This window comes from Sphingosinicella sp. (assembly GCF_041916975.1).
Lineage (GTDB): Bacteria > Pseudomonadota > Alphaproteobacteria > Sphingomonadales > Sphingomonadaceae > Sphingosinicella.
In genome coordinates this window covers 1,406,662-1,429,846 of the sequence record NZ_JAYRYK010000001.1, presented here as the reverse complement: position 1 = coordinate 1,429,846, position 23,185 = coordinate 1,406,662, and the positions used below count along the sequence as shown (strand labels likewise).

18 protein-coding genes are annotated in these 23,185 nt (G+C 62.7%); 10 read left to right on the top strand and 8 right to left on the bottom strand.

Annotated features, from left to right (window positions below; translation table 11 throughout):
- Window positions 1–5: 5 nt before the first annotated feature.
- From ACE3TJ_RS06730 to ACE3TJ_RS06710, 5 genes are all read right to left on the bottom strand, one after another.
- Window positions 6–1,145 carry a CaiB/BaiF CoA transferase family protein gene (locus tag ACE3TJ_RS06730; protein ID WP_374595120.1) on the bottom strand — a complete coding sequence of 380 codons (1,140 nt, stop codon included), beginning with the start codon at window positions 1,143–1,145 and terminating at the stop codon, window positions 6–8.
- Window positions 1,145–2,317, bottom strand: a complete 1,173-nt coding sequence (locus ACE3TJ_RS06725) for an acyl-CoA dehydrogenase family protein (RefSeq protein ID WP_374595118.1) — start codon at window positions 2,315–2,317, stop codon at window positions 1,145–1,147. Before ACE3TJ_RS06725 ends, ACE3TJ_RS06730 begins: the two co-directional genes overlap by 1 nt.
- A gap of 51 nt (window positions 2,318–2,368) precedes the next feature.
- Window positions 2,369–3,544, bottom strand: coding sequence for a Rieske 2Fe-2S domain-containing protein (locus ACE3TJ_RS06720; protein ID WP_374595116.1), 1,176 nt, complete (start codon window positions 3,542–3,544; stop codon window positions 2,369–2,371).
- Between the two features lie 2 nt (window positions 3,545–3,546).
- On the bottom strand, window positions 3,547–4,494 hold the full coding sequence (locus ACE3TJ_RS06715; RefSeq protein ID WP_374595114.1) for an SDR family NAD(P)-dependent oxidoreductase: 948 nt from the start codon (window positions 4,492–4,494) through the stop codon (window positions 3,547–3,549).
- A 132-nt stretch (window positions 4,495–4,626) separates the two neighbouring features.
- A complete protein-coding gene (locus ACE3TJ_RS06710; protein ID WP_374595112.1) occupies window positions 4,627–6,012 on the bottom strand; it encodes an MFS transporter in 1,386 nt (461 codons plus the stop codon).
- Window positions 6,013–6,240: 228 nt separating this feature from the next.
- Here ACE3TJ_RS06710 and ACE3TJ_RS06705 point away from each other — a divergent pair, with 228 nt between their 5' ends.
- A complete protein-coding gene (locus tag ACE3TJ_RS06705) occupies window positions 6,241–7,083 on the top strand; it encodes an alpha/beta fold hydrolase (protein ID WP_374595110.1) in 843 nt (280 codons plus the stop codon).
- Window positions 7,084–7,168: 85 nt separating this feature from the next.
- Entirely contained in the window at window positions 7,169–7,915 is a 747-nt protein-coding gene (locus ACE3TJ_RS06700; protein ID WP_374595108.1) for an IclR family transcriptional regulator C-terminal domain-containing protein, read from the top strand.
- Window positions 7,916–7,935: 20 nt separating this feature from the next.
- Here ACE3TJ_RS06700 and ACE3TJ_RS06695 read toward each other — a convergent pair whose 3' ends face one another.
- Together ACE3TJ_RS06695 and ACE3TJ_RS06690 are read right to left on the bottom strand one after the other, a co-directional pair.
- Window positions 7,936–8,583 (bottom strand): TetR/AcrR family transcriptional regulator, encoded by a 648-nt coding sequence (locus tag ACE3TJ_RS06695; RefSeq protein WP_374595106.1) that lies wholly within the window; start codon window positions 8,581–8,583, stop codon window positions 7,936–7,938.
- A gap of 114 nt (window positions 8,584–8,697) precedes the next feature.
- Window positions 8,698–9,105 (bottom strand): MarR family winged helix-turn-helix transcriptional regulator, encoded by a 408-nt coding sequence (locus ACE3TJ_RS06690; RefSeq protein WP_374595104.1) that lies wholly within the window; start codon window positions 9,103–9,105, stop codon window positions 8,698–8,700.
- A gap of 169 nt (window positions 9,106–9,274) precedes the next feature.
- On the opposite strand from ACE3TJ_RS06690, the gene ACE3TJ_RS06685 reads away from it, so the two are divergent.
- Window positions 9,275–11,218, top strand: coding sequence for an FAD-binding monooxygenase (locus tag ACE3TJ_RS06685; protein WP_374595102.1), 1,944 nt, complete (start codon window positions 9,275–9,277; stop codon window positions 11,216–11,218).
- Here the strand turns inward: ACE3TJ_RS06685 and ACE3TJ_RS06680 are convergent.
- Entirely contained in the window at window positions 11,210–12,250 is a 1,041-nt protein-coding gene (locus ACE3TJ_RS06680) for a Rieske 2Fe-2S domain-containing protein (RefSeq protein ID WP_374595100.1), read from the bottom strand. The two genes, ACE3TJ_RS06685 and ACE3TJ_RS06680, sit on opposite strands and share 9 nt — an antisense overlap.
- Before the next feature lie 272 nt (window positions 12,251–12,522).
- On the opposite strand from ACE3TJ_RS06680, the gene ACE3TJ_RS06675 reads away from it, so the two are divergent.
- From ACE3TJ_RS06675 to ACE3TJ_RS06645, 7 genes are all read left to right on the top strand, one after another.
- Entirely contained in the window at window positions 12,523–13,428 is a 906-nt protein-coding gene (locus tag ACE3TJ_RS06675; protein ID WP_374595098.1) for a bile acid:sodium symporter family protein, read from the top strand.
- On the top strand, window positions 13,428–14,777 hold the full coding sequence (locus ACE3TJ_RS06670; protein WP_374595096.1) for an aspartate aminotransferase family protein: 1,350 nt from the start codon (window positions 13,428–13,430) through the stop codon (window positions 14,775–14,777). The genes ACE3TJ_RS06675 and ACE3TJ_RS06670 overlap by 1 nt, the downstream gene beginning before the upstream one ends.
- Window positions 14,774–16,336, top strand: a complete 1,563-nt coding sequence (locus ACE3TJ_RS06665) for an AMP-binding protein (protein WP_374595094.1) — start codon at window positions 14,774–14,776, stop codon at window positions 16,334–16,336. Before ACE3TJ_RS06670 ends, ACE3TJ_RS06665 begins: the two co-directional genes overlap by 4 nt.
- Window positions 16,337–16,338: 2 nt before the next feature.
- Complete coding sequence (locus ACE3TJ_RS06660) at window positions 16,339–18,168, top strand: CocE/NonD family hydrolase (RefSeq protein ID WP_374595092.1); 1,830 nt, start codon at window positions 16,339–16,341, stop codon at window positions 18,166–18,168.
- Window positions 18,169–18,192: 24 nt separating this feature from the next.
- Window positions 18,193–19,371 (top strand): beta-ketoacyl synthase N-terminal-like domain-containing protein, encoded by a 1,179-nt coding sequence (locus tag ACE3TJ_RS06655; RefSeq protein ID WP_374595090.1) that lies wholly within the window; start codon window positions 18,193–18,195, stop codon window positions 19,369–19,371.
- A 38-nt stretch (window positions 19,372–19,409) separates the two neighbouring features.
- Window positions 19,410–21,557, top strand: a complete 2,148-nt coding sequence (locus ACE3TJ_RS06650; RefSeq protein WP_374595088.1) for a TonB-dependent receptor — start codon at window positions 19,410–19,412, stop codon at window positions 21,555–21,557.
- Between the two features lie 63 nt (window positions 21,558–21,620).
- Complete coding sequence (locus tag ACE3TJ_RS06645) at window positions 21,621–23,183, top strand: serine hydrolase domain-containing protein (protein ID WP_374595086.1); 1,563 nt, start codon at window positions 21,621–21,623, stop codon at window positions 23,181–23,183.
- Window positions 23,184–23,185: the final 2 nt, after the last annotated feature.

Genomic DNA, 23,185 nt, shown 5'->3' with positions numbered 1-23,185 from the left:
CGCCGCTACGAACCGAAGCCGAACTCCGCCGCGACCGCTGCGGCATCGGCGTTGAGTTCGGGCGGTGGTGGCGGATTGTCGCGCCGTGTACCGTCGAGCCGGATTGGGCTCTTTATCCCGATGACCTCGCCCATGGTCGGATGAATCGTGCGGGCGAAGGTGCCGAGATGCCGGACCTGCGGATCGTCCGCCACTTCGTCTACCCGGTTGACAGGGGCGCCGGGAACGCCCTCCGCCGCCAGCGCTGCCACCCAGGCTTCGCGGCTGCGTGTTGCGAAAATATCCATCAGGATCTGGCGGAGCGCCGAATAGTTCTGCGTGCGCGCGGCAGGCGTCGCAAAGCGTTCGTTCTGCGCGAGGTCAGGCCGTCCAATGACGTTCAGCAAGCCTTCCCAGAATTTCTGGACCGACGAGACGTGGACAGTCACCAGCAATCCATCCTGCGTGCGCAGTGAATAGGCCTGGGAAATGCGCACGCGCGTCTCAGGGCCTGATACGATCCCGGCCCTGCTGAACTGCGCGAATGCGTCGGGCATGAACGAAATTGCCGCTTCGAGCATGTTGACTTCAACATGCCCGCCGGTGCCTGTGCGGGTGCGGCGGAGCAGCGCGGCCAGAATTCCCTGCGCGGCATACATTCCGGTGATGTTGTCTGAGATGGTCGGCCCCGACATCCGTGGATCCTGCGGGTCCAGCATCAGTGACGACAAGCCGGATAACGCGAGCGGCACACTGTCGTAGGAGGGGCGGTCCCTGTACGGGCCATCGTTTCCGAAACCCGTGATCGAGGCGCGGATGAGGCGCGGATTCAGTGCTCGCAACCGGTCGTTGTCGAGGCCCAGCTTTTCCATCACGCCCGGACGGAAATTCTCCAGAACGATGTCGGCGCGGTTGAGCAGGCGGGAGAGGTTGGCCAGTCCTTCAGGCGAGCGCAAGTCCAGCTGGATGCTCTCCTTGCCGCGATTGTAGGCGACGAATGGAGGGCTGTAGCGCCCGCCGCCGTGAGCGCGAAAGGGATCGCCGGTCTCCGGCAGCTCGACCTTGATGACCCGCGCACCCATATCGGACAGCATCATGCCCGCGAGCGGTGCGGTCACCATGGTTCCGAGTTCGACGACCAGAACATCCTTCAGGACATCGTCCATTATTGACCTGCATTCTTGAGGATCGAACGCGCCATCGTGGTCTTCAGAACTTCGGTCGGCCCTTCGGTGATGCGGAAGCTGCGGAGATCGCGCCAATAGCGTTCGAGCGGCGTTTCGCGGGTCAGGCCCATGCCGCCGTGCAGTTGCAGGCAGTCGTCGATGACCTTGAAGCCGTTCTCAACCCCGGTGATCTTTGCCATGAAGGTCTCAACCCGGGCATCGCGGCCGAGGTCCAGCTTTGCCGCCGCGTCGTGAACCATCAATCGTGTGGCGTGGAGCGCCATGTAGCCGTCGGCCAGCATCCATTGCACGCCTTGTCGGTCCGCAAGCATGGCCCCGAAGGTCTTGCGCTGTTTGACATAGGCCGCTGTCATTTCAAGGCAGCGCGCCATCGCGCCGCAGGAATGGGCGCCGTGCCGGATGCGTCCATGGTTGATGTAGTTCTGGGCGAGGGTGAAGCCCATGCCCTCCCCACCGATCAGATTCCCGGCGGGGATTTCCGCATCCTCGAAAATGATTTCATAGGGCGTGTCGCCCATCATCGTCATTTCGGCGGGGCCGATCGTCACGCCGGGCGTGTCCATGTCGACGATGAAGCAGGAAATCCCGCCGCGTGCGCCCTTTTCCGGGTCGGTCACGGCCATGACCTGCGCGAAGTCGGCCGTTGCGGCCTTCGTGATGTAGCGTTTGTTGCCAGTGATCTTCCAGCCCCGATCGGTGCGGATCGCGCGGGTGCGCATCGAGCCGGGATCGGACCCCGCATCAGGCTCGGTCTGCGCGAAGCAGGCCTTCAGTTCGCCGCGCACGACCGGCATCAGATATCGTTCGCGCATGTCGCCCTGCAACGACAGCAGGATCGGTCCGATTGTGGGCCCGAAGATCGCGTGGTCGCGCGCGGAAACAGCAGTCGTCCGCGCGATTTCCTCCCAGAAGATAGCCAGCGCCAGCAGACCCAGTTCCGCGCCGCCCAAGTCCGACGGAACGTCCATCAGCCAGAAACCGGCTGCCTGTGCCTTGGCAGCGACCGCCGCTTCCACGTCCCTGGGAAGCTTGCCTTCGATCGTAACCTGCTTTTCCAACGGGCGCAGTTCGCGGTCCACGAAGCGCCGGATATTGTCGCGGAACTGGATCAGCTCTTCCGGCAGATTCTGATCAGGCATGGTTTCGTACATGGTTACTGATATCTCCAGCTGCGTCTGATCCGCGCCGTGGCGAAGAGTCCGTCAGGAAACGGTTTCGTTCACCTGCTTGGGCATATGGGCGTCGTGGTGCAGGCGCTTCCACGGCTTGCCGGGCTTGCCCTGTTCGATGGCTTCCATCTCGCGCCAGTAGACTCGCCGCAGCGTGACGATGCCCATGTCCGAACGGCCGAGCTTTTCCTGTGAACGGTCGACGATCGCGCCCTGACCGACAGCCGCGACATAGTCCTGCGCGGAGGTCAGCTGGACCAGCTTGTCGTCCGGTATCTTGTTCTGGGAGAACAGCTCATCATGGTGATCGGCGGGGTTGTATTCCGAATATGTCTCGAAATATTCGCGGATGCGCGCATCGGTAGCCGGGTCGGTCGACGGGATCGAATAGATCAGGAACCGCATGGTGTTCTCGTCGTCCACCGGCGTCATCCACACGCCTACGTCGACCCACGGATCATCGGGTTCGAGCGTCGGGTGCGACACGTGATTGTTGTTGGGGAATGTCCAGTCGGACACGCGCTTCGATCCGGCAGAACGCACGGCGGTCTGGCGGATGCCGGCGTCGGTTTCCTCGTAGGACAGCTCCGGTACGGTCGAGGCGACGACCTTGCCGAACGAGCCGACGGTGCCCCAGTGATGCACGAAGCTGACATGAACCGCATCGAGGGAGTTTTCCACCTGCTGCAGCCAGTTGCAGGGCCAGGTTTCGAGGCGGGCAAACTGCAGCGCTCCGGGACGCTCGAAGACGGATTTGCGCGGCAGTTCGAATTCCGGCGCTTCGCCTTCGCCCATGTATGCGAAGATCAGCCCGGCATATTCGTGCGTCGGATAGCTGGCGACCCGGATGTTCGGTTGCCGTGTGTCCGGTTCTGCCGGGCGGTGCGTGCACTGGCCTGTGCCGTCGAACTGCCAGCCATGATAGATGCAGCGGATTTCATCACCGTCGACCCAGCCGTTGGCGAGCAAGGTCAGGCGGTGGGGGCAATGGCCGCCGACGAGATGGGCTTTGCCGCTTTCACCGCGATAGAGGGTCAGGGTCTCGCCCATCACTTTTACCGTTTTCGCCTTGCCTGCTATCAGCGCCTCGGAAATTGCGACCGGCTGCCAGAACTTGCGCAGGAGCTTGCCCATCGACGTTTCCGCGCCGGTCAGATGCAGTTGCCGCAGACGTTCCTTCATCGGAAGCGGGGTGGTGGCATCGCTCATCGTCATTTCTCCTGAGTGCTCGGATCACGCCGTACGCCTTCGGGGAAAGAGCCTGGAACAAGCTTCTCCTGAGGTTCGCCGTAGCGCGTGACGTAGGTTTTCTCCGCAAAGTCCCTGATGTTCACTCCGGTGTGCGCGCCGGGCGTCCATGTCGGATATTTGTGCCGCAGGCCTGCATCGACCGGTATGTCGATTCCCGTAATGATCTCGGCTTCATCCGAGGCGAGGAACACCGTGGCCCAGGCCAGATCCGACGCGCGCGGGAAGCGCTGTAGCGGCAGCATCTTCAGGTAATCGTCGCGCGAGTAGAACGCCATGTTGTCCGGCCGCTGCCAGTCGGGATCGCTCACTTCGCCCCGCATCAGGGTCCACAGCTGATGTTCCATCGCGCAAGGGGTGACAGTGTTCACGCGGATGCCGTGGTGGGCGAGATCCATCGCCGCCGACCGAGCGAAGCTGAGCAGGGCGGCTTTGGATGAAGTATAGGCGGTGCCGCCCGCTTCGCCGAAATGCGCAGCGGTGGACAGCAGGTGAATGATCGATCCGCCATGCCCGGCATCGATCATTGCCTGCGCAGTGTAGCGCGTGGTCAGCAGACCGGCGGTGGGAAAGCTGAGGACGGCTTCGTTCCAGTCGTCCATGTCCATATCGAGAAGGTGCGACCAATGTACCCGACCAGCCATGTTGACGGCGACATCGACGCGGCCATAGGTTTCCAGCGCGACTGCGACAATCCGCCGGACGTCGGCTTCGACTGTGGCATTTCCCTGCACCGGGTGGGCAACGAAGCCCTTGCCGCGGATGAACGCGACGGTTTCCTCAGCCGCTTCCATGTGGATGTCGGAGACCACCACGCTGGCCCCTTCGCGGGCAAGAAAATGGGCAATCGTGCCGCCGATGTTCGGCCCCGCGCCGAAAACGATCGCGACCTTGCTCGCCAGTCTGTGCATCTCGCCCCTCGAATTTGTCCTTCACGAATCAGGTGACACCCGTTCGCATTGGAGACTGTTTGTGCAATCGAACTGTCCGGCGAAACGCCTGCGGTTCATGCGTCCGTAGACTGGACAGGCTCGCCCGTCTGTTCAGGTAGCCGTGCTCGCCTGGTTCTGTTGCCCGGCAGGTTCGTTGTCGCCACCGCCGGGTGCGTTGGTGGTCACGTCAAGCGTCTTGCGGAAGCTCTCCGGCGCGAAGAGGATCGCCATGATCGAAATCACGCAGAGCGTAACGAAGAATACGCCCACATAGGTGGGATCGGTTCCGCCGCTGCGCATCAGCAGCCAGGTGGCAACGAGCGGGGCGAACCCGGCACTGATTGTCGAGCCCACCTGGAATGTCACCGCCATCCCGCTGTAGCGAATGTCGGCCGCGAACTTCTCGCCCAGCCAGGCACTTATCGGCCCGCCCATCATTGCGTGAATGACAGGGTTGGCAAGCATCAGGCCCAGCAGGAGCCCCCAGGTGCTGCCCGAAGTGATCAGGTGGAAGATCGGGAAGATCAACGTCATCCCGGCGAGCGCTCCGGCAATCATCACCGGCTTGCGACCGATCCTGTCGGACAGGATCGCGAAAGCGGGAATGGCGAAGATGTGGATGACATTCACGATCGTCAACATGGCCAGCGCCTTCGATTGGGCGTGCCCCCCCACAATAATCGCGAAGTTGATCATGAACGTGGCCGTCAGCGTGGTCATGGCGAGGCATGCGAGGCTGCCGAGCACACCGTTCAACAGCGGCCAGGGATAACAGCGCAGCACAACCAGCAAGGGAATTTCCCGCTTCTGCGGGGGCTGAGCCTTTTGTGCTTCCTGCATGGCAAGAAAGTCGGGCGTTTCCGCCACCGAATGCCTGAGATAAGCGGCCAGCGCCACGAGCACCGCACTTAGCAGGAACGGGATACGCCAGCCCCAGCTCAGGAACTGGCTTTCTTCCATCGCTGCGAACGGCATCAACGCGAGCGTCGCCATGACTGCGCCGGACGGCGCGCCCGAGCCGACGATCGAAGCGGCAAAGCCGCGGGATTTCTTGCCCGCGTGCTCCATGGACAGCAACGTCGCTCCCGCCCATTCGCCGCCGACAGCGAACCCCTGGACCAACCGAAGCGCAATCAAGGCCAGCGGCGCGGCCACGCCGATCATCGCGTAGGAGGGAAGCAGCCCCATCAGAAAGCTCGATACGCCCATCATGTAGAGCGTGATCATCAGCATCTTCTTCCGGCCGACCCGGTCGCCGTAATGGCCGAAGAAGATGGCGCCGAGCGGACGCGCGACATAGCCGACCGCAAGCGTGGCGAACGATGCAAGCGTGGCGACTTTGGGATCAAGGGCGAAAAAGACCTTCGGGAAGACCAGCGTCGCCGCGATGCCGTAGAGCAGGAAATCATAATACTCGACCGCCGAGCCGAGGTAGCTCGACCACATGGCGCGCCGGCGCATGACCGATGCCTGTGGCAGATTTGCCGGTTGCGTCATGCTCTGCTCCATCTCCCCAGTTGCGGCCGTCGTCAAACGGCTTCGAATTTTTGTTGAACCGTCATTCTGGAATCTGTTATCGTCTTTGCACGTTCGGGAGGTGTTTGTCACCACGCGCCGGCCTTTTTTGGAGCCCCATTTTGGTGCGGAGGCCAGTGCAAACCGGTAGTTCGTGCGAAAAACCATTGAGTTGTCCGATTTTCGGACGCGGGGAGGGAAGACGGAATCATGGTCGGATTGAGCTACGAAAGCACGAGCAAGCGCGTTCGTACTGAGCACTGGGACATCCATTACAACGAGGCGGGCTCGGGGCACCCACTGGTGCTGGTTCACGGCGGCGGACCGGGCGCTTCGGGCTGGAGCAACTATAACCCCAACATTCCCTATTTGTCGCAGTTCTTCCGGGTTCTGGCCGTGGACCTGCCGGGCTGGGGGCGCTCACAGCCGGTCACCTATGAAGATCGCGACAACTCCGGCGCGCTCGCCGAACTGCTCGATACGCTGGGGATCGCCCGCGCGGCAGTGGTGGGCAATTCGATGGGCGGGGCCTCCGTGATTCGTCTGTCCTACGAACGGCCTGACCTTGTCTCGCACCTGATCACCATGGGTTCGCCGTCCGGCGTTCCGGGAATGTTTGAGCCGGCCGGATTGACGGAAGGCGTGAAAGTGCTGGAACGCGCTTATTTCGAACCCAGCATGGAAACCATCCGCGCGCTGACCAACATCATGACCTTCGATACGTCGAACGTGACGGACGAACTGATCCAGGAACGCCTGAACAATACGCTGGCACAGAAGGCCCATGTGGACAATTGGATCGGCGGGCACGGGAAGGGGCCGATGGTGCGGCTCAACCAGGAGCTTATTCCGTCCATCACGGCGCCGACCCTGCTGATGCATGGCCGTGACGACCGCGTCACGCATTTTACGCATGCGATCCGCCTCGCCGGCATGATCCGCAATTCCCGCGCGCTGATCGTCAACCGCTGCGGCCACTGGCTGCAGCTGGAACACGCCAAGGAATTTAGCTCGATGGTCCACCGCTTCCTGGAAGACAATCCGGATAGCTGAGCGGGCGGTCATGATGCATACTCCGGTTTGAGGACGACAAAAGGAAAAAGGACTTGAACAGGGGCGCAGCGGGGAGGACTGAAAAATGGCAATTGACGGGCGGTTACTGACGGTGATCGAATCGATCAACGATCTCGGGATTTGCACGGTTGTCGATCTTCACCGGGCGACCGGTATCTCGCGGCCCGCCGTGCACCGGATTGTCGATAACCTGTGCAGTTTCGGCTATGTGGAGCGGGTCGATGGACACAGCTCGGTCCGCCTCACCTCGCAGATTCTGGCGCTGAGCGCCGGGTACAGGCCCGAACACCGCATGGCCGAACAAGCCATGCCGGTCCTGCAGATGCTTCAGAAGCGTATCCGCTGGCCTCACACCTTTGCCACGCCCGAAGCTGACATGATGGTGATTCAGGCGACCACCCGGCACCATAACCCGTTCGTGTTCGACAGGGGCCGCACGGGGCTGCGCCTGCCGATCCTGTCGACCGCATCCGGCTGCGTGTATCTGGCGCACTGCGGGGAGGAGGAGCGGGACGCCATCCTTACGCGCCTGCAATCGCACCAGATGCGCGATGATGGATTTGACGAAATGCTATCCGCCGCGCGTGACCGGATCGCGATCGCGGCTAAAAAGGGTTATGCACTGCGTTCCGGCGGCGAACCGGAACGGACCACGACCATCGCGCTGCCGGTGATCGTCTATTCCACCGCGGTTGGCGCGCTGTGCACGTCTTTCCCAACCTCCGCGATCACGCTGGAGGACGCTTGTGCGAAATATTTACCGGACCTGCGGGAAGCCGCGAAAAGCATCGCGACCCTGTTTGAAAATTGATCGCGCGTTGAAGCTTCCGATTACAATGCGTCAGGCGGAGCTTCGGCCAGACTGATGAGGCTGATGCCCGCCATCCGCAGATAGCCGGGCAGGCTGTCGCCAGAAGCATTCATGATCAGGTTGCCGTCCGTGCAAATCAGCGTGAATTTGCCGAGTTTGTAGGCACGGTCGGGACAGCGCTCCTGCAATTCGGTGGGCAGCGTCTGCCGATACCAGTAGGTGTATTCTTCCAACACTGCTTTACGCAGATCAAGAAAACGCTGTCGGGATACCTGTTCGCGGACGGACTGGTCGACGCTCAGGATGACACCCAGCCGCCAGAAGTCTTGCGTGATCAAGGCTTCGCTGTCCGGAGCGTTGCAATAGATCCGCTCGAGATGCTGCCGGGTGGTTTCTCCGGGCAGCGGGCGACGCTTGCGATGAAACCCGGCCAGCCACTCCTGACTTTGTTCCATCAGCGAGGCGAAGAGAATGTCCTTGCTCTCGAAATGCCAGTAAACGCTTCCACTCGGCAACTGCGCTTGACGCGAGACACGCGGGATTGTCGTGCCTTGATAGCCGTATTCCTGCGCGACCTGGAGCGTCGCTTCGAGTATCTTTTGCCGATTGGCAGCAGACGTGCGATGCTCCCCGCGTGGTCGGTCCCGCTTTTTTTCTTTCGCGTTCACGTGCAACTCCCTCAGTCCAAAACGTAATACTGCACCTTTCCCGCATGGCAATCGAAAGACGCACCTTTCAAGGCATTTTCCGGGGCCAGCACAACGCGCGCGGTTCGGCGAATCTCAAAGATTGCCGACCGCGCTTCTGGCAAGGGACAGGAAAGCCGCTCGGTCCCTCGCCGGAAGGTTCGCCAGGATTGCGGCTTGAAGGTCACTGACCACCGGCAGCAAGGCCTCGAATGTTTCGACCCCATCGGCCGTCAGGCGCAGGACGCGCGCGCGCCGGTCGGTATCGTTGATCGCGCGCTCAACCAGGCCTTTTGCCACCAGCCGATTGATCACCTCGCCTATGGTCGCGCGGTCATAGGCGATCCGTTCCGCGACGCCGGCCTGATCGATCCCCGGGCTGTCGTTGATCGCATCGAGAGCCGCGAACTGGACCGGTGTGATCTCGAACCCCGCGTCTTTCGTCCGGGCGGCGAAAACCTGGGTCGAGTGTTGATGCAACCTGCGGATCAGGTGGCCTGCCATTTCTGTAACTTGCACCGCCCGCCTTCCATTCACCGCCTCGCGCATTCAGCGGGATAGCGCAGCACCAGCAAATTAGAAAGTTCACTTATCATTCCGGTTGACAAGAAATAATATGTGTACATATCAAATACCGGATCGTTGCTTCTCGCACATGTCAGGAAACGTGGTGATGCAGTATCATCTCAACGGCTTTCGCCCTGGGGACCCCGACATTCACGCTGCCGCAACGGTGCGCGATCGGGGCATGCCTTTGCCGGAAATGGTGGACGTTCTCATCGCGGGCTGCGGCCCCGCCGGTTTGTGCCTTGCCGCGCAACTTGCGCGCGAGCCGTCGATCCGGACGATGATCGTGGAGCCGAAATCGGGGCCGATGGAAAAGGGGCAGGCGGACGGAATCAATGTCCGCTCAATGGAAATGTTTCAGGCGTTCGGCTTCGCCGAGAAGATCAAGCGCGAGTCCGTCTGGATCAACGAGACGACCTTCTGGGGGCCGGATGCCGACACCCCGGCATATATTCGGCGTGTAGGGCGCGTGCAGGATGTGGCGGACGGGCTGAGCGAAATGCCCCACGTTCTGATCAATCAGGCACGCGTGCATGACATGTTCCTGGATGTCATGAGGAACGCGCCCAGCCGGCTCGAACCTGATTACGGTCTTAAAGTTGCCGGCCTGACAGTGGATACCGCGGCGGATGATTATCCCGTCACGGTGACGCTGGAACGGACTTCGCCGGGGCGGGAAGGCGAAGCGCAGACGGTTCGGGCCCGCTACGTCGTCGGCTGCGACGGTGCGCGTTCCAGCGTTCGTCAGGCCATCGGCGGCGCGCTGCATGGTGACGCCGCGCATCAGGCCTGGGGCGTGATGGACATTCTGGCCGTCACGGACTTTCCGGATTTCCGCATGAAGGCGATCATCCAGTCCGCGGGGGAGGGGTCCATCCTCATGCTCCCGCGCGAGGGCGGCTATCTGGTGCGTCTCTACGTCGAACTCGACCGTCTGACCGAAGGCGAGCGTGTCGCTGACCGGGGCATGACCGTCGACGACATCATCGCCAAGGCAAAGCGGATTCTTTCGCCACACAGCCTCGACGTGAAAGAGGTCGTCTGGTGGTCGATCTATGAAATCGGCCACCGGCTGACGGATCGGTTCGACGACGTGCCGGTCGACGAGACCAAGACCCGCGCGCCGCGGGTCATGCTGGCGGGGGATGCGTGTCACACTCATAGCCCCAAGGCGGGGCAGGGGATGAATGTGTCGATGGGTGATGCATTCAACCTCGGCTGGAAGCTGTTAGCGGTCCTGACGGGTAGAGCGGCCCCCAGTCTTTTGCACAGCTACACGGCCGAGCGCCGCGCCGCGGCCAAGAGCCTGGTCGATTTTGACCACAAATGGTCCCGCGTGGTCGGCAATCGGTCGGATGAAGATACGAACAGCGCCATGCCGCGCGTTCAACGCGAATTCATCGCCAACGGTGAATTCACGGCTGGTCTGACGGTGCGATACGAACCCTCCGCCCTCACGGGAACGGGTCAGCATCAGCATTTGGCGCCGGGATTCCCGATTGGAAAACGCTTCCATTCCGCTCCGGTCATCCGGCTCGCCGATGCCATGCCCATGCAACTTGGTCATTCCATTGAGGCAGATGGACGGTGGCGGATATTCATCTTCGGGGGACAGGCGGATAGCGGCGAGTCTGGTAGAGCGGTTCACCAATTGTGTGAATTTCTCGCGACATCCGACGTATCCCCGGTGCGGCGATTTACCCGATCAGGCGAAGACATCGATTCAGTGATCGATGTCCGCGCGGTGCTCCAACAGGGTTTTCGCGAGCTGGCGTTCCAACGGATGCCGTCTCTGTTGCGGCCGAACAAGGGGCGCTATGGTCTGTGCGATTACGAAAAGGTCTTTTGCGCGGACTTGAAGAGTGGGTTCGATGTATTCGAAATGCGAGGAATCGATCGTGGCCAGGGCTGCATCGTGTTGGTGCGTCCGGACCAGTATGTTTCCGAGATTCTCCCGATCGGTCATCACCGAGAGCTGGCATATTTCTTTGAACAGTTTCTTCTACCTGCGCCGAACGTCGATCGCCGGTTGCCCCAAAATCTATTTTGAAGCATTCAGCTCCTGATTGACTAGCCTCGCCAGCATCTTGTGGAACAGGTGAGGGGCCTTGTCGCTTGGCAGGAACGCGTTCCTGTGTGGGGCAGGCGTCAGATCCCAGATGCGTTGCTGGGCTTCGATCATCGTGCGGTCTTCCGCGAACGCATCCATGACGATCTTGTACATGCGCTCCATTGCCACGGGCGACGGCGTCATGCCTTCGAAGCCTGCGGCGAACAGGTAGGTGCACGATTTCTCGCCGGTGGGTGTGACGGCCTGTTGATCGACGCGGCGCAGCAGCGGCGCAAGGTCGTCTGACGGTGGGGCCAAGCCGCACCGCTCCGCCGCACCGCGCGGGTAGAAGGTCGTGCGCATGACGAGAATGCCGGGCGCGCTGAAATCGTAGCAGCTCCAGATGTCCGTGAGATCCGTGCCGCCGGGGCTGACGGGCCGGTCCCGCAGCCAGCGTTCGATGCGAATGCCGCGCTCAAGCGAGGTCACCCGCGGCGGCTGGTCTGACCAGCCGCCGGACGTTGCGCCGCCGAGCGTTGTCTTGTGCAGGAAATCGAGGTGCGAGAGGTCGCATAGATTGTCGTTCACGAGCTGGTAGTCGGCCGCATAGCCGATCTCGCCATAGCGCACGGTGAAGCGCTGGTCAGCGAGATCGAAGCCGCGCGGGATCAATGCTTCGTCGGCGAGATTGGGCGCGCCGACCCAGACCCAGATCCAGCCATCGCATTCGACAGCGGGAAATGTGCGTGCGTTGGCGCCCGGCGGAATTTTCTCTGCACCGGGCACGCCGATGCAGCGGCCGGCGGTGTCGAAGGTGAGCCCATGGTATCGGCATTGCAAGTGCTCCCCCTGCACGCATCCCAGCGATAGCGGCGCCAGCCGGTGAGGACAGCGATCCTCCATCGCAACGAGGGCACCCGACTCGGTGCGGTAGAGCGCGATCGGCTCGTCCAGAATCTGCCGACCGATCACGGTCCCCACTGGAAGCAGATGCGACCACGCCGCGACATACCAGCAATTCCGCACAAACATCGCAGCTCTCCCCTTGCTTCGCGTGGGTGCAGCTTGGGCCGCGTCCGCGCGGTCAACGGCAGGGTGCTTGGCCCCACGACACGTCAGCGTCCCACCCGCTTTATACCATTTGCTTAAATGTGAGGATGAGGTATGAGTATAAAAAATGCAAGAGGGGCATTGGGGGCGATGAACAGCATCAAGCGACACTTTCCGCCGCTTTCCTTGCGTTTCCAGAGACGGGCGAGGTGGAGTGGCAGGCCCTTGGTGGTCACCGTGAGGGGCCTACGCCCGTGGTGATAGTCTACGACCTCGTTCTGCCGATCGCTCTGGCGGCCATGATGTTCTCGCTCGGGCTGGCGCTCAGGCTGGACGACTTCGTACGTATCGTGCGTCAGCCCAAGGCGCTGCTCGTAGCACTGCCGTGTCTGCTCGTGATCGTGCCTGCGATCGGCGTTGGCGTTGCGCACCTGAGCGGGGCGGCGCCTGTGCTCGCGGTCGGCATCTATCTTATCGCGACCTGCCCCGGCGGCACGCTCTCTAACCTGTTGACCTTCTGGGGGCGCGGCGATCTGGCGCTCTCGATTTCGATGACCGCGGCAGGATCGGTCGCCTATGGCGTACTCGCGCCGCTGTGGCTGGCCCTTGGTTACGCCATCTTCATGGGCGGCGCCGAACACGTTTCCATTTCACCGCTGGAGGCGATCGTCTCGGTGGCGCGTATCTCGCTGCTGCCAGTGGCGCTTGGTATGCTTGTGCGGGCGCATCTGCCCCGCGTGCGCGATGCGATCGAGGCGCCGCTGCGCCATATCGCGGCGGTCGTCATTATCGCGATCTTTCTGCTGCTGATGTGGCAGCAGCGCGAGACCTTCGTGGAGGCTGTCGCGCTCGTTTGGCCCGCCGTGCTGGCGCTCAATCTGATCATGGTCGCCACCGGATTCCTGTTCGCGCGCCTCTTTTCCGTGGCGCGCGCCGAACGCACCGCCATCGTGTGCGAACATGCCATCCGGCAGGAAGGCCTGGCGATCTTCATCGTCACTTCGCTGCTCGCGCAGCCCGCGATGGCGCTGCCGCTGATTCTCAACTCCGCCACGGGGTTCGCCGTTGGCATGGCCTACATCGGTATCGAGCGCTTTCTGGCAGACCGTGCCGGGCGCCAGCTCCAGGCCGATCTTTCCTCATTCAAGGAACCGAACTGATGCGCCTGTCGGCACAAGGATTTATCTCGCCGCCGGGCACGCCTTCATTCCCCATCGCGGTGCGTGGGGAAGGCGTCTACATCTTCGACAAGGACGGGAAGGCCTATCTCGATGGTTCGTCCGGCGCCGTGGTGACCGCGCTCGGCCACAGCCATCCGCGGGTGCTCACCGCCATGCGCGCGCAGATGGAAAATATCACGTTCGCATACGCCCGCATCTGGGAAAGCCGGCCCGATGAGGAACTGGTGCGCCGGCTGGCCGAACTCTGCGGAGGCAAATTCGATTCCGCTTATTTCCTCAATGGCGGCTCGGAGGCAACGGAAGCAGCGCTGAAGTTCGCGCGGCAGCTCGCCATCGCGCGCGGAGAGGCAAGCCGTCATAAGGTCATCAGCCGGATGCCATCCTATCACGGTGCAACGCTCGGGGCGCTCGGCGTCACCGGCGATCCGGTGATGGAGAAATTGTTCGGGCCGATGATGGTGCCGATGCCGAAAATCCCGGCGCCGATCATCTATCGCACGCCGGAAGGCTTCGACGCGGATTCCTACGTCGATTATTGCGCCGAAGCGCTCGAAGAGGCGATCAGGCGCGAAGGGCCGGAGACGGTGCTGGCCTTCATCGTCGAACTCGTCGGGGGCACATCCACCGGCGCGCTGGTTTCGCCGGATCGCTATTATCGGCGCATCCGCGAAATCTGCGATCGCCACGGCGTGCTGCTGATCCACGACGAAATCATGAGTGGTGCGGGGCGCTGCGGCAAATTCCTCGCCTCGCACTATTTCCCGGGCGCCGCGCCCGACATACTCACCATGGGCAAGGGATTGGGGTCCGGTTATGCGCCGATCAGCGCGCTGGTGACCTCTTCGGCGCTGGTGGACGAACTGCGCGCCATGGGCGGCTTCGCGCACGGCCACACCTATGTCGCCAACCCGATGGGCTGCGCGATCGGTTGCGCGGTTCTGGACGAATTGGTGCAAAGCGATCTCGTGACGAAGAGTGCGGCGGCAGGCGTCTATCTCGAAGATCAGCTGAGGGCCGTGCAGAAGCGGCGGCGATCCCTCGGCGATATTCGCGGGCGCGGGTTGCAGCTCGCGATCGAAATCGTCGCCGATCAGGACACCAGACAATCTTATCCGTTTGAACTGAATGCGCCCGCGCGGATCGAGCATCTGATGATGGAGCGCGGGCTCGCCATGCTGCATCGGCGCACGGGCGGGGGGCAGTTCGGCGAGTGGTTCATGGTGTGCCCGCCGCTGATCTCGACGCGCGCGGATATCGATCGGCTCGTCGACATCATCGACGATGCCCTGGGCGCATTCGAGCGCAGCCTCGACGGGACAGCCTCATGAACGACGATATCCACACCTCCAACACGCTAGGCGAACTGTTCGTGCGCGCTGTGCGCCGCTTCGGCGATCGGGTGGCGCTCAGCGACGATCACGGCGCCATGACCTATCGCGAGATGGGCGAGCACATGCGTCGCTACGCCGGTGCCTATCTTGCCGCGGGGATGAAGCCGGGCAGCGCGTTTTCTCTGCTCTCCGCCAATCGCGTTGAAGCGGTCGTCGCGCTCGCGGCCGGGCTGATGCTCGGTATGCGCTACACGCCGCTCCATCCCAAGGCGAATGTGGAGGATCATGCGTTCGCGCTTCAGGACGCGAATATCGATCTTTTCCTGGTCGACGATCGCCACTTCGCGCAGCACGGCCGCGAGGTGGCGGCGCAGTGCCCCGGCGTGCGCACGATGTCGTTCGGCGGGCAGGACTATGCGCCGAGCATCGAAGCCGCGGCGGAAACGGCTGAACCCGCGCCGCTGCAGGCGGTGGCGGGCGGCGATACGCCCGCGTTCGTCGTTTATACCGGCGGCACCACCGGGCGGCCGAAAGGCGTCGTGCACAAGAACCGTTCGCTCGTGACCAATCTGCTGCTGCAGACGAGCGAATGCGAATTGCCGCAGGAGATGCGCTTTCTCGCAGTGACGCCGATCAGTCATGCGTCGTTCCTGTTCATTCTTCCCACGCTGCTGCGCGGCGGTGAACTCGTGCTACGCGCCAAGTTCGATCCTGTGCGGTTCGTGGACGAACTGCACACGCATCGCATCACGTCGACCTTCCTTGTACCGACGATGATCTATGTGCTCCTCGATCGGCCGGAGATCTGGGAGCGCGGAGCGGGCCCGCTGCAGACGCTGGTTTACGGCGCCTCGCCGATGTCGCCGGCGAAGCTCGCCAAGGCCATCGAGGCTTTCGGTCAAATTTTCGTGCAGGTGTACGGCCAGATCGAATGCCCGAACATTATCAGCGTGCTCGGCAAGGCCGATCACGATCTCACGCGCCCGCACATGCTGAAGTCGTGCGGGTTTCCGAGCGCCGCGACGTCGGTGGCGCTGATGGACGACAATCTCGATCCGGTGCCGCCGGGCGAAATCGGCGAGATCTGCGTGCGCGGTCCGCTGGTGATGGAAGGCTACTGGAATCGACCCGACGCGACCGACGAAGCGATGGGCGGCGGCTGGCTGCGCACCGGCGATATGGGGCGGATGGACGAGAACGGCTTCCTCTTCATCGAGGACCGAAAAAAGGACCTGATCATCTCGGGCGGCTTCAATGTGATTCCGCGCGAAATCGAGGAAGTGCTGAACCGCCATCCCGAAGTCTCGATTGCCGCCGTGGTGGCGACGCCGGACGAGAAGTGGGGCGAGGCGGTGATGGCTGTCGTCGTGCCGCGACGCGCGGACTTTGCCGATGCCGCCGCTCTGATCGCGTGCGTGCGCGACGCCAAGGGGACGCTGTGTGCGCCCAAGCGCGTGGAATTCGTCGCCGAGTTGCCGCTGACGCCGCTCGGCAAGCCCGACAAGAAAGCACTCCGCGCCCGCTATTGGGCGAGCGCCGAACGCCTGGTGAACTGAAGATGCGCGGCGTCCGCTCCCTTTCCCTCATGATGGCGAGCGCGCTTGCCCTCGCGGCCATATCTGCGTGCGCGCAGGTCGCCGGGCCGGTTGTGCGACATGCCGATCATCCCTCGGCGGACCTCCCTGCGCGCGCGCAATCGCTCTACGTCAAAGGCTCCGGCGGCGACCGCCTTGCGGTCGATCTCTATCTTCCCCGGCACGCGGCGAACGAACGCGTGCCGACGCTGGTGGTGAGCAGCCGCTATGGCCGCCGCGGCGAAGTGAAAGCGCACTTCGCCAACGAATGGACGCAGCGCGGCTATGCGCTCGTTGTGTTCGATTCCGCAGGCAGCGGCGTGTCGAGCGGCGTGCGCGAGGCGGAACTCAGCGATACCGAGATCGCGGATGTCGGCGCGATCAGCCGCTGGGCCGCTTCGCAAAGCTGGAGCAACGGCGCGGTCGTGCTGATGGGGCTCTCGTACAGCGCCGATACCGCCGATCTCGGCACGACGCTGGGCGAGCCTGCGATCCGCGCCGCGATCGTGCGCTCCGCCGAAAGCGATCCTTATCGCCACCTGTTCTTCCCGGGCGGAGTCGCCAACGCGATGATGCGCGATCTTTGGGGTTCGGCCGTTGCGGGCAGAGATCGCAGCGTGGCCTGCATCGCCGACGCGGCCGCCTGTGCCGGTATGATCCACATCGGACCGGTCGATGGCGATGACCGTTTCGTGCAAGCGCGCACGGCGCTGCGCGACCACCTTGCCAATGCGCGGCTCGATATCGATCTGCTCGGTGTCACCTACGCGGACGATCCGCTGCCCGGACGGAATTTCTCCATCGCCGGCATGGGGACAGTCGCGCGCGCAGACGCTGTGCGCGCTGCCGGTGTTCCGGCGCAGGTGTGGGGCAGCTGGCTCGATGCCGGCACCGCACAATCGGCGCTGGAGCGTTTCGCGCTTTCGAAAGGCGTGCCGGTGGAGGTGCGCATCACCGCGGCATCGCATGGTGCTTACGCTGGCGCCGATCCGTTCAAGCCGCAACCGCAGCAGCCGGTTCCCTCGGTGCAGCGGCAATTCGAGCTTCTCGCGGATTTCGCAGACCGTGCGCTTGCCGGCTCGGCGACACGCTCGATCCGATACGCGATCCTAGGGTCCGATGCGTGGCGGCAAACCCCGGTGTGGCCGCCCGCCGGTGTCGAACCACGTCGCTTCTATCTCGGTGAGAGCGATCTGCGCGACGAACCCGACGCATCGGAGACCACGGCTTCATACAAAGTCGATTTCAATGCGACGACGGGGGCGGCCAATCGCTGGACCGCCAACACCGGTGTCATTCCCGATTACGCGGGCTGGCCCCACAAAGATGCATCGCTGGCACGTTTCACCTCCGCCCCATTCACGCAGGATTTTGAGCTCGCAGGTGCACCGCGCATCGCCTTGACGCTGAGCTCAACGCATGAAGACGGGGCGGTGTTCGCCTATCTCGCCGTTCAGCGCCCAGGCGGCCGCTTGATCTATCTCACGGAAGGGATGCTCCGCGTGCTGCATCGGCGCGTGCGTGAAGAGGGCGGCGCGCTGGAGCGCTCGTTCCGACGCACGGATGTCCAGCCGATGGTGCCCGGAGAAATGGCGCACGTCGTCTTCGATGCATTCCCGGTAGCAGCGCGCATCGCAGCCGGGGATCGGCTGGTGCTGCTGCTGGCGGGCGCGGATCGGGACACATTCGCGCGCTATCCGACCTCGGGCGATCCGATCTGGAGCCTCGATGTCGGCGGCGCCGACGCAAGCTTCATCGATATTCCACTGCGCCCCTGGTCGAGCGGGGCGGCTGGCGAAACACAAGGCCTCTGAGAGGGGCGAAGAAGGAGATCCGTTATGACGAGAGTGCTGGTCGCAGGCGTGGGCATGACGGACTTTTACAAGCCCGGAAGGAGTCCCGATTACACCGAACTCGGCAGGGATGCCGCGCTTGCCGCGATCACGGATGCGGGGATCGGCTACCGGGATATTGAGCACGTCTATGCCGGCTATGTGTTCGGCGACTCCGTGGCGGGTCAGCGCGCGATCTATCTGCTTGGCCTCATCGGCGTGCCGATCTTCAACGTCACCAATTCCTGCGCCACGGGATCCACAGCGCTTTTTCTGGCCCGGCAGGCGATCCTCTCGGGTCAGGCGGAATGCGCGCTGGCGGTGGGGTTCGATCAGATGGCGGCGGGGCCGATCCTGATGGCCTATGGCGATCGTCCGGTGCCGCTCGGTCGGCATCTTGAAAAGCTCGCCGCCGCCGGTGGCCAGACGGATGGCGCGTATCTGCCCGAATTCTACGGCTATGCGGGCAAGGAATATCAGCAGCGCTATGGCGCGTCGGCAGAAACGTTCGCGCAGATCGCGGTGAAGGCGCGGCGGCACGCGGCAAACAATCCCAAGGCGCTGTTTCGCACGCCGATCACCTTGGAAGAGGTGATGGCCGCGCCGCCGCTCAGTCCGCCGATCACGCGGCTGCAGGCGTGCCCGCCCACCTGTGGCGGCGCGGCGGCGGTGCTGTGTACGGAGGCGTTCGCGCGCAGGCATGGGCTTACACCCCGTGTCGAGATCGTCGGGCAGGCGCTCGAGACCGATCACGACGATGTGTTCGATACGGATAGTATGCTGGCGCTCATCGGCCCGAAGATGGCAGCGGCGGCCGCGCAGAAGGCTTATGAGCAGGCCGGCTGGGGCCCGCGCGACGCGCAGGTTGTTGAGCTTCACGACTGCTTCACCGTCAACGAACTCGTGATGTACGAAGCGCTCGGTTTCGCCCGCGAAGGCGAAGCCGAAAAGCTCGTGCGCGATGAAGACAATACCTATGGCGGCGCCTGGGTAATGAACCCTTCAGGCGGGCTTTTGTCGAAGGGGCACCCGCTCGGCGCGACCGGCCTCGCGCAATGTTTCGAACTCGTCGAGCAATTACGCGGCAATGCGGAGCGGCGTCAGGTCGATGCCGCCAAGCGCGCGATTCAGCACAATCTCGGATTGGGAGGGGCCTGCGTCGTCACGGCGTACGCAGCGATATAGCCGCGGAGGTTCGCGGGAAAAATGGGAGGGGAAAACTTATGTCACGTACACTCAAATTCTGTCTTCTGGCTGTAAGCTGCACCGGTGCGACCATGTCCCTGCCGGCAGTGGCGCAGACCGTTTCGGAAGAGATCGTCGTCACTGCGCGCAAACGCGAGGAAAGCGTGCAGGACGTTCCGATCGCGATCTCGGTGATCGGCGCTCAGCAGATCAAGGACATGAAGCTCGCCAATGTCGACGACATCGCGGGTATCCTGCCCAACGTCGTGAATTCGGGCGGCGGTCAGGGCGGCGATACGTTCGCTATCCGCGGTCTTTCAACCACATCCAACAATCCCGGATTTGAAACCGGCATCGGCATGTATATCGATGAGGTCTATATCGGCCGTCAGTTCGCATTCGTGACCCCGATCTTCGATCTGCAAAGGGTCGAAGTGCTTCGCGGCCCACAGGGCACGCTGTTCGGCCGCAATACGATCGGCGGCGCGATCAGCCTCACCACGCTTGCGCCGAGCGATACGTTTCAGGCTTCGGCGCAGGTTTCGGCCGGCGAATATGATCTGATCGAAGGCGGCTTCCGGATAAGCGGGCCGATCGGCGGGAACGGCTTTCTGGCGAGCCTGTCTGCCCAGGTCAGGGAGCGCAACGGCTTTCTGAAGGATTTTGCCACGGGTGCGGACTACAACGGCCAATCCTCCATCAACACCCGCGCCAGTTTTGTTTTCGAGCCCAGCGACACCGTGCGCATTCGCGCGGCCGTGGATTATTACGAGGACGATAACGTCGATTCCATGATGGATATTCGCGGCGGCGCGCTCGCGGCGGCGGATCCTTATCCCGTGTCCAAGCGCCGCATCGGCACAAATTTCGAATCGTTCGGCAGCCGTGAGTCGCTTGGCGGTATGGTGCGGGTGGACGCCGACCTTGGATGGACGAACCTGGTGTCGATCTCGGCGCTGCGCAGGCATGAAACCAAGGGGCTGCTCGATCAGGATTTCAGCGTGGCTGATATCTCCTTCACCGGGCGCACCGAAAAGCAGGAGCAGTTCAGCCAGGAAATCCGCCTGCAATCACCGGCCAGTGCCTCGTTTTCCTATGTTGTTGGCGCCTACTACTTCCACGAGGAGCTGGACTCGATCACCACGGCCAACCTTGGCGCCGATGTGCTTGGCTCGCCGGAAACAGCCTTCACCACGGCGGACGTCAATTCGGACTCATGGGCGCTTTTCGGCAATATTGAGGTCGATCTGAGCGAACGTCTCGCGGTCGGCGGCGGGCTGCGCTACACGGCGGAGAACAAGGATCTCGACTTTGCGCAGACGCTTTCACCCGGTGCGTTTCTGCTGCCGATACTCGGCATCGCCATCGAAGTCCCGGCGCTCAGGAATTCGACCGACGAAGGCGAATGGTCCGGCAACGCGTACATAAATTACAAGCCCACCGAAGACATCCTCGCGTATGCGAGCTACTCGCGCGGGTACAAGGCCGGTGGGTTCAATGCCACGATCATCGGCACCACGCCGTCCGATCTATCGTTCAACGCCGAGTTCGTCGACAGCTATGAAATCGGCCTCAAGACATCGTGGATGAACGATCGCGTGCGTCTCAACATCGCGGCATTCCACATCGATTATGCCGACAAGCAGGAGCAGAGCCTCGTCGGCACGACCTTCATCGTGAACAACGCGGCGTCGGCGGACAGCGACGGCTTCGAAATCGAGCTGTTCGCGCGGCCGACGGATCAGCTCACGATCATGGGCGGCATCGGCTATACCGATGCGAAATATGGAACCTATCTCGGGTGCAGCGTCGACGGGGAGGGCGATCCGGTGGCCTGTTCCGGAAACCGCTTGCAGAACGCCCCGCGCTGGACCGCGAGCCTTGCCGGCCGATACGAGCAGCCGATCAGCGCTAAACTGACCGGCTTCCTGGGCGGCGACATCTCTTATCGGGACGGTGCCTACGTTTCCTCGCTCAACAATCCGAACTATCTGCACGAAAAGCGCACGATCGTGAATGCGCAGGTCGGTATCGAAGGCGCGGAGGGACGCTGGCGGCTCACCTTCTGGGGCAAGAACATCTTCGATAACGACGCTTCGGAGCTGTCGTTCGATTTTCTCGGCACCGACTATACGATGTTGGTCGCACCCAGAACGCTCGGTGTCGAACTGGGCTTTTCATTCTGATCGTGCGGAAACAGAGTCACGCGATACGAGCGGTAGCGGAGGCAAACTGTGGTAGATAGACGGATGTTGGTACGGCTCTTTGCCGGATTGCCTTTGCTTCTGGGGCTCGCCGCTCCGGTCGCGTACGCCGGGGAGCCTGCGGCACAGCAAACCCCCAGCTTCGCCGCGTTCGATGCCTATGTCGAAGCGGCGATGCGGACATGGCGCGTGCCGGGCATGGCCATCGCCATCGTTCGGCGCGACCGCGTGCTGCATTTGCGCGGCTATGGCGTTCGCGAAGAGGGCAAGGGCGGCGCGGTCGATGCCGATACGGTGTTCGCTATCGGCTCCAACGGCAAGAGCTTCACATCGGTGACGCTCGGTGCGCTCGAAGACAGCGGCACGATCGATCTGCGCAGCCCGATCGTGAATTCTCTGCCGCGCTTTCGGATGCAGGATGCTTACGCCAACGACAATGTGACGTTCGAGGATGCGCTCGGTCATCGAAGCGGTCTCGCCACGCAATCGGGATTGGGCGTGTGGTACATGTTCGGAGCGAATGTGGACGAACTTGTCGCCTCGGTTGCGCATATGCCCCCGGCACGGACGTTCCGCGCCGGTTTCGCCTACAACAACACGATGTTCGCCGTCGCCGCTGCCGCAGCTTCCGCGACGACGGGTTTGTCGTACGAAGAACTGGTGCGCACGAAATTGCTGCAGCCGCTGCGGATGACGCGTTCGAGCTCAACGCTGGATATAACGACGCGCGGCAACGTCGCCACGCCCCACGCGTATGTTGCCGGTGTGCCGACGCCGGTGCCGTACCATCCGGTGCTGGGTGCGTCGGCCGCGGGATCGATGAACTCTACCGCGCGCGATATGGCGCGCTATGTGCGCATGATGATGAACGGCGGCGCGCTGGACGGCGTGCGCATTCTGCGTCCGGAAACAGCGGCGCGGCTGCAGCAACTGCGCCATGTGTTCGTCGACGACGAGATGATGGATATACGCCGGCTGATCGGCGCACTGGAAGACCCCGGGCGCGTCACCAATCTCGGATACGGGCTCGGCCTTGCAAGCATGACCTATGACGGCGCCACCTACACCCTGCATGGTGGCGGCATCGACGGCATGACATCGTGGATGGCGTGGTCGCCCGAAGACGATATCGGGTTCGTCGCCCTCACCAATGGCGGCAACATAGCGGTGCCGGCTGCGATGATGTTCAAAGCCGTTCGGCCGCTGATCGGGCTGCCGGATGCGGATATTCTGGGGCGCATGGAACCTCTGCGCAAAGCTCTGACGGCAGGCCCCTCTCTGCCGGAGGTGCGCGAACGCCTGCCCGCGATCGCGCCCGCCTCGGCGCTCGTGGGCGCGTATGCCAATCGGTTGGGCGCGTTTCACGTCACGAGTGGAACGGGCGGCGCGCGCGTACGGATCGATCGTACCGGTTATGAGGGGGCGCTCACCCATCTTTCCGGCGGGCGTTATGCGGTAATGTGGGACAACCCTGCGCTACCGGTTTGGGGCTTCGAAATCGAACTCGCGCCGGACGGATCGATTGGCGCATTGCGCGGGGTTGCCTTTGACGACATCCCCTGGTTCGCCATCGATCCCGTGTTCACGCGCCAGAGCGATAAACGCTGAGC

What these genes read in the sequence shown, in the direction of transcription:
- ACE3TJ_RS06700 (WP_374595108.1), top strand. Translation starts at nt 7,169, where the DNA reads ATGGCAATTGACGGGCGGTTACTGACGGTGATCGAATCGATCAACGAT.
- ACE3TJ_RS06680 (WP_374595100.1), bottom strand. Translation starts at nt 12,250, where the DNA reads ATGTTTGTGCGGAATTGCTGGTATGTCGCGGCGTGGTCGCATCTGCTT.
- ACE3TJ_RS06645 (WP_374595086.1), top strand. Translation starts at nt 21,621, where the DNA reads ATGTTGGTACGGCTCTTTGCCGGATTGCCTTTGCTTCTGGGGCTCGCC.
- ACE3TJ_RS06650 (WP_374595088.1), top strand. Translation starts at nt 19,410, where the DNA reads ATGTCACGTACACTCAAATTCTGTCTTCTGGCTGTAAGCTGCACCGGT.
- ACE3TJ_RS06725 (WP_374595118.1), bottom strand. Translation starts at nt 2,317, where the DNA reads ATGTACGAAACCATGCCTGATCAGAATCTGCCGGAAGAGCTGATCCAG.
- ACE3TJ_RS06655 (WP_374595090.1), top strand. Translation starts at nt 18,193, where the DNA reads ATGACGAGAGTGCTGGTCGCAGGCGTGGGCATGACGGACTTTTACAAG.
- ACE3TJ_RS06670 (WP_374595096.1), top strand. Translation starts at nt 13,428, where the DNA reads ATGCGCCTGTCGGCACAAGGATTTATCTCGCCGCCGGGCACGCCTTCA.
- ACE3TJ_RS06690 (WP_374595104.1), bottom strand. Translation starts at nt 9,105, where the DNA reads ATGGCAGGCCACCTGATCCGCAGGTTGCATCAACACTCGACCCAGGTT.
- ACE3TJ_RS06715 (WP_374595114.1), bottom strand. Translation starts at nt 4,494, where the DNA reads ATGCACAGACTGGCGAGCAAGGTCGCGATCGTTTTCGGCGCGGGGCCG.
- ACE3TJ_RS06685 (WP_374595102.1), top strand. Translation starts at nt 9,275, where the DNA reads ATGCAGTATCATCTCAACGGCTTTCGCCCTGGGGACCCCGACATTCAC.
- ACE3TJ_RS06730 (WP_374595120.1), bottom strand. Translation starts at nt 1,145, where the DNA reads ATGGACGATGTCCTGAAGGATGTTCTGGTCGTCGAACTCGGAACCATG.
- ACE3TJ_RS06720 (WP_374595116.1), bottom strand. Translation starts at nt 3,544, where the DNA reads ATGAGCGATGCCACCACCCCGCTTCCGATGAAGGAACGTCTGCGGCAA.
- ACE3TJ_RS06660 (WP_374595092.1), top strand. Translation starts at nt 16,339, where the DNA reads ATGCGCGGCGTCCGCTCCCTTTCCCTCATGATGGCGAGCGCGCTTGCC.
- ACE3TJ_RS06710 (WP_374595112.1), bottom strand. Translation starts at nt 6,012, where the DNA reads ATGACGCAACCGGCAAATCTGCCACAGGCATCGGTCATGCGCCGGCGC.
- ACE3TJ_RS06705 (WP_374595110.1), top strand. Translation starts at nt 6,241, where the DNA reads ATGGTCGGATTGAGCTACGAAAGCACGAGCAAGCGCGTTCGTACTGAG.
- ACE3TJ_RS06665 (WP_374595094.1), top strand. Translation starts at nt 14,774, where the DNA reads ATGAACGACGATATCCACACCTCCAACACGCTAGGCGAACTGTTCGTG.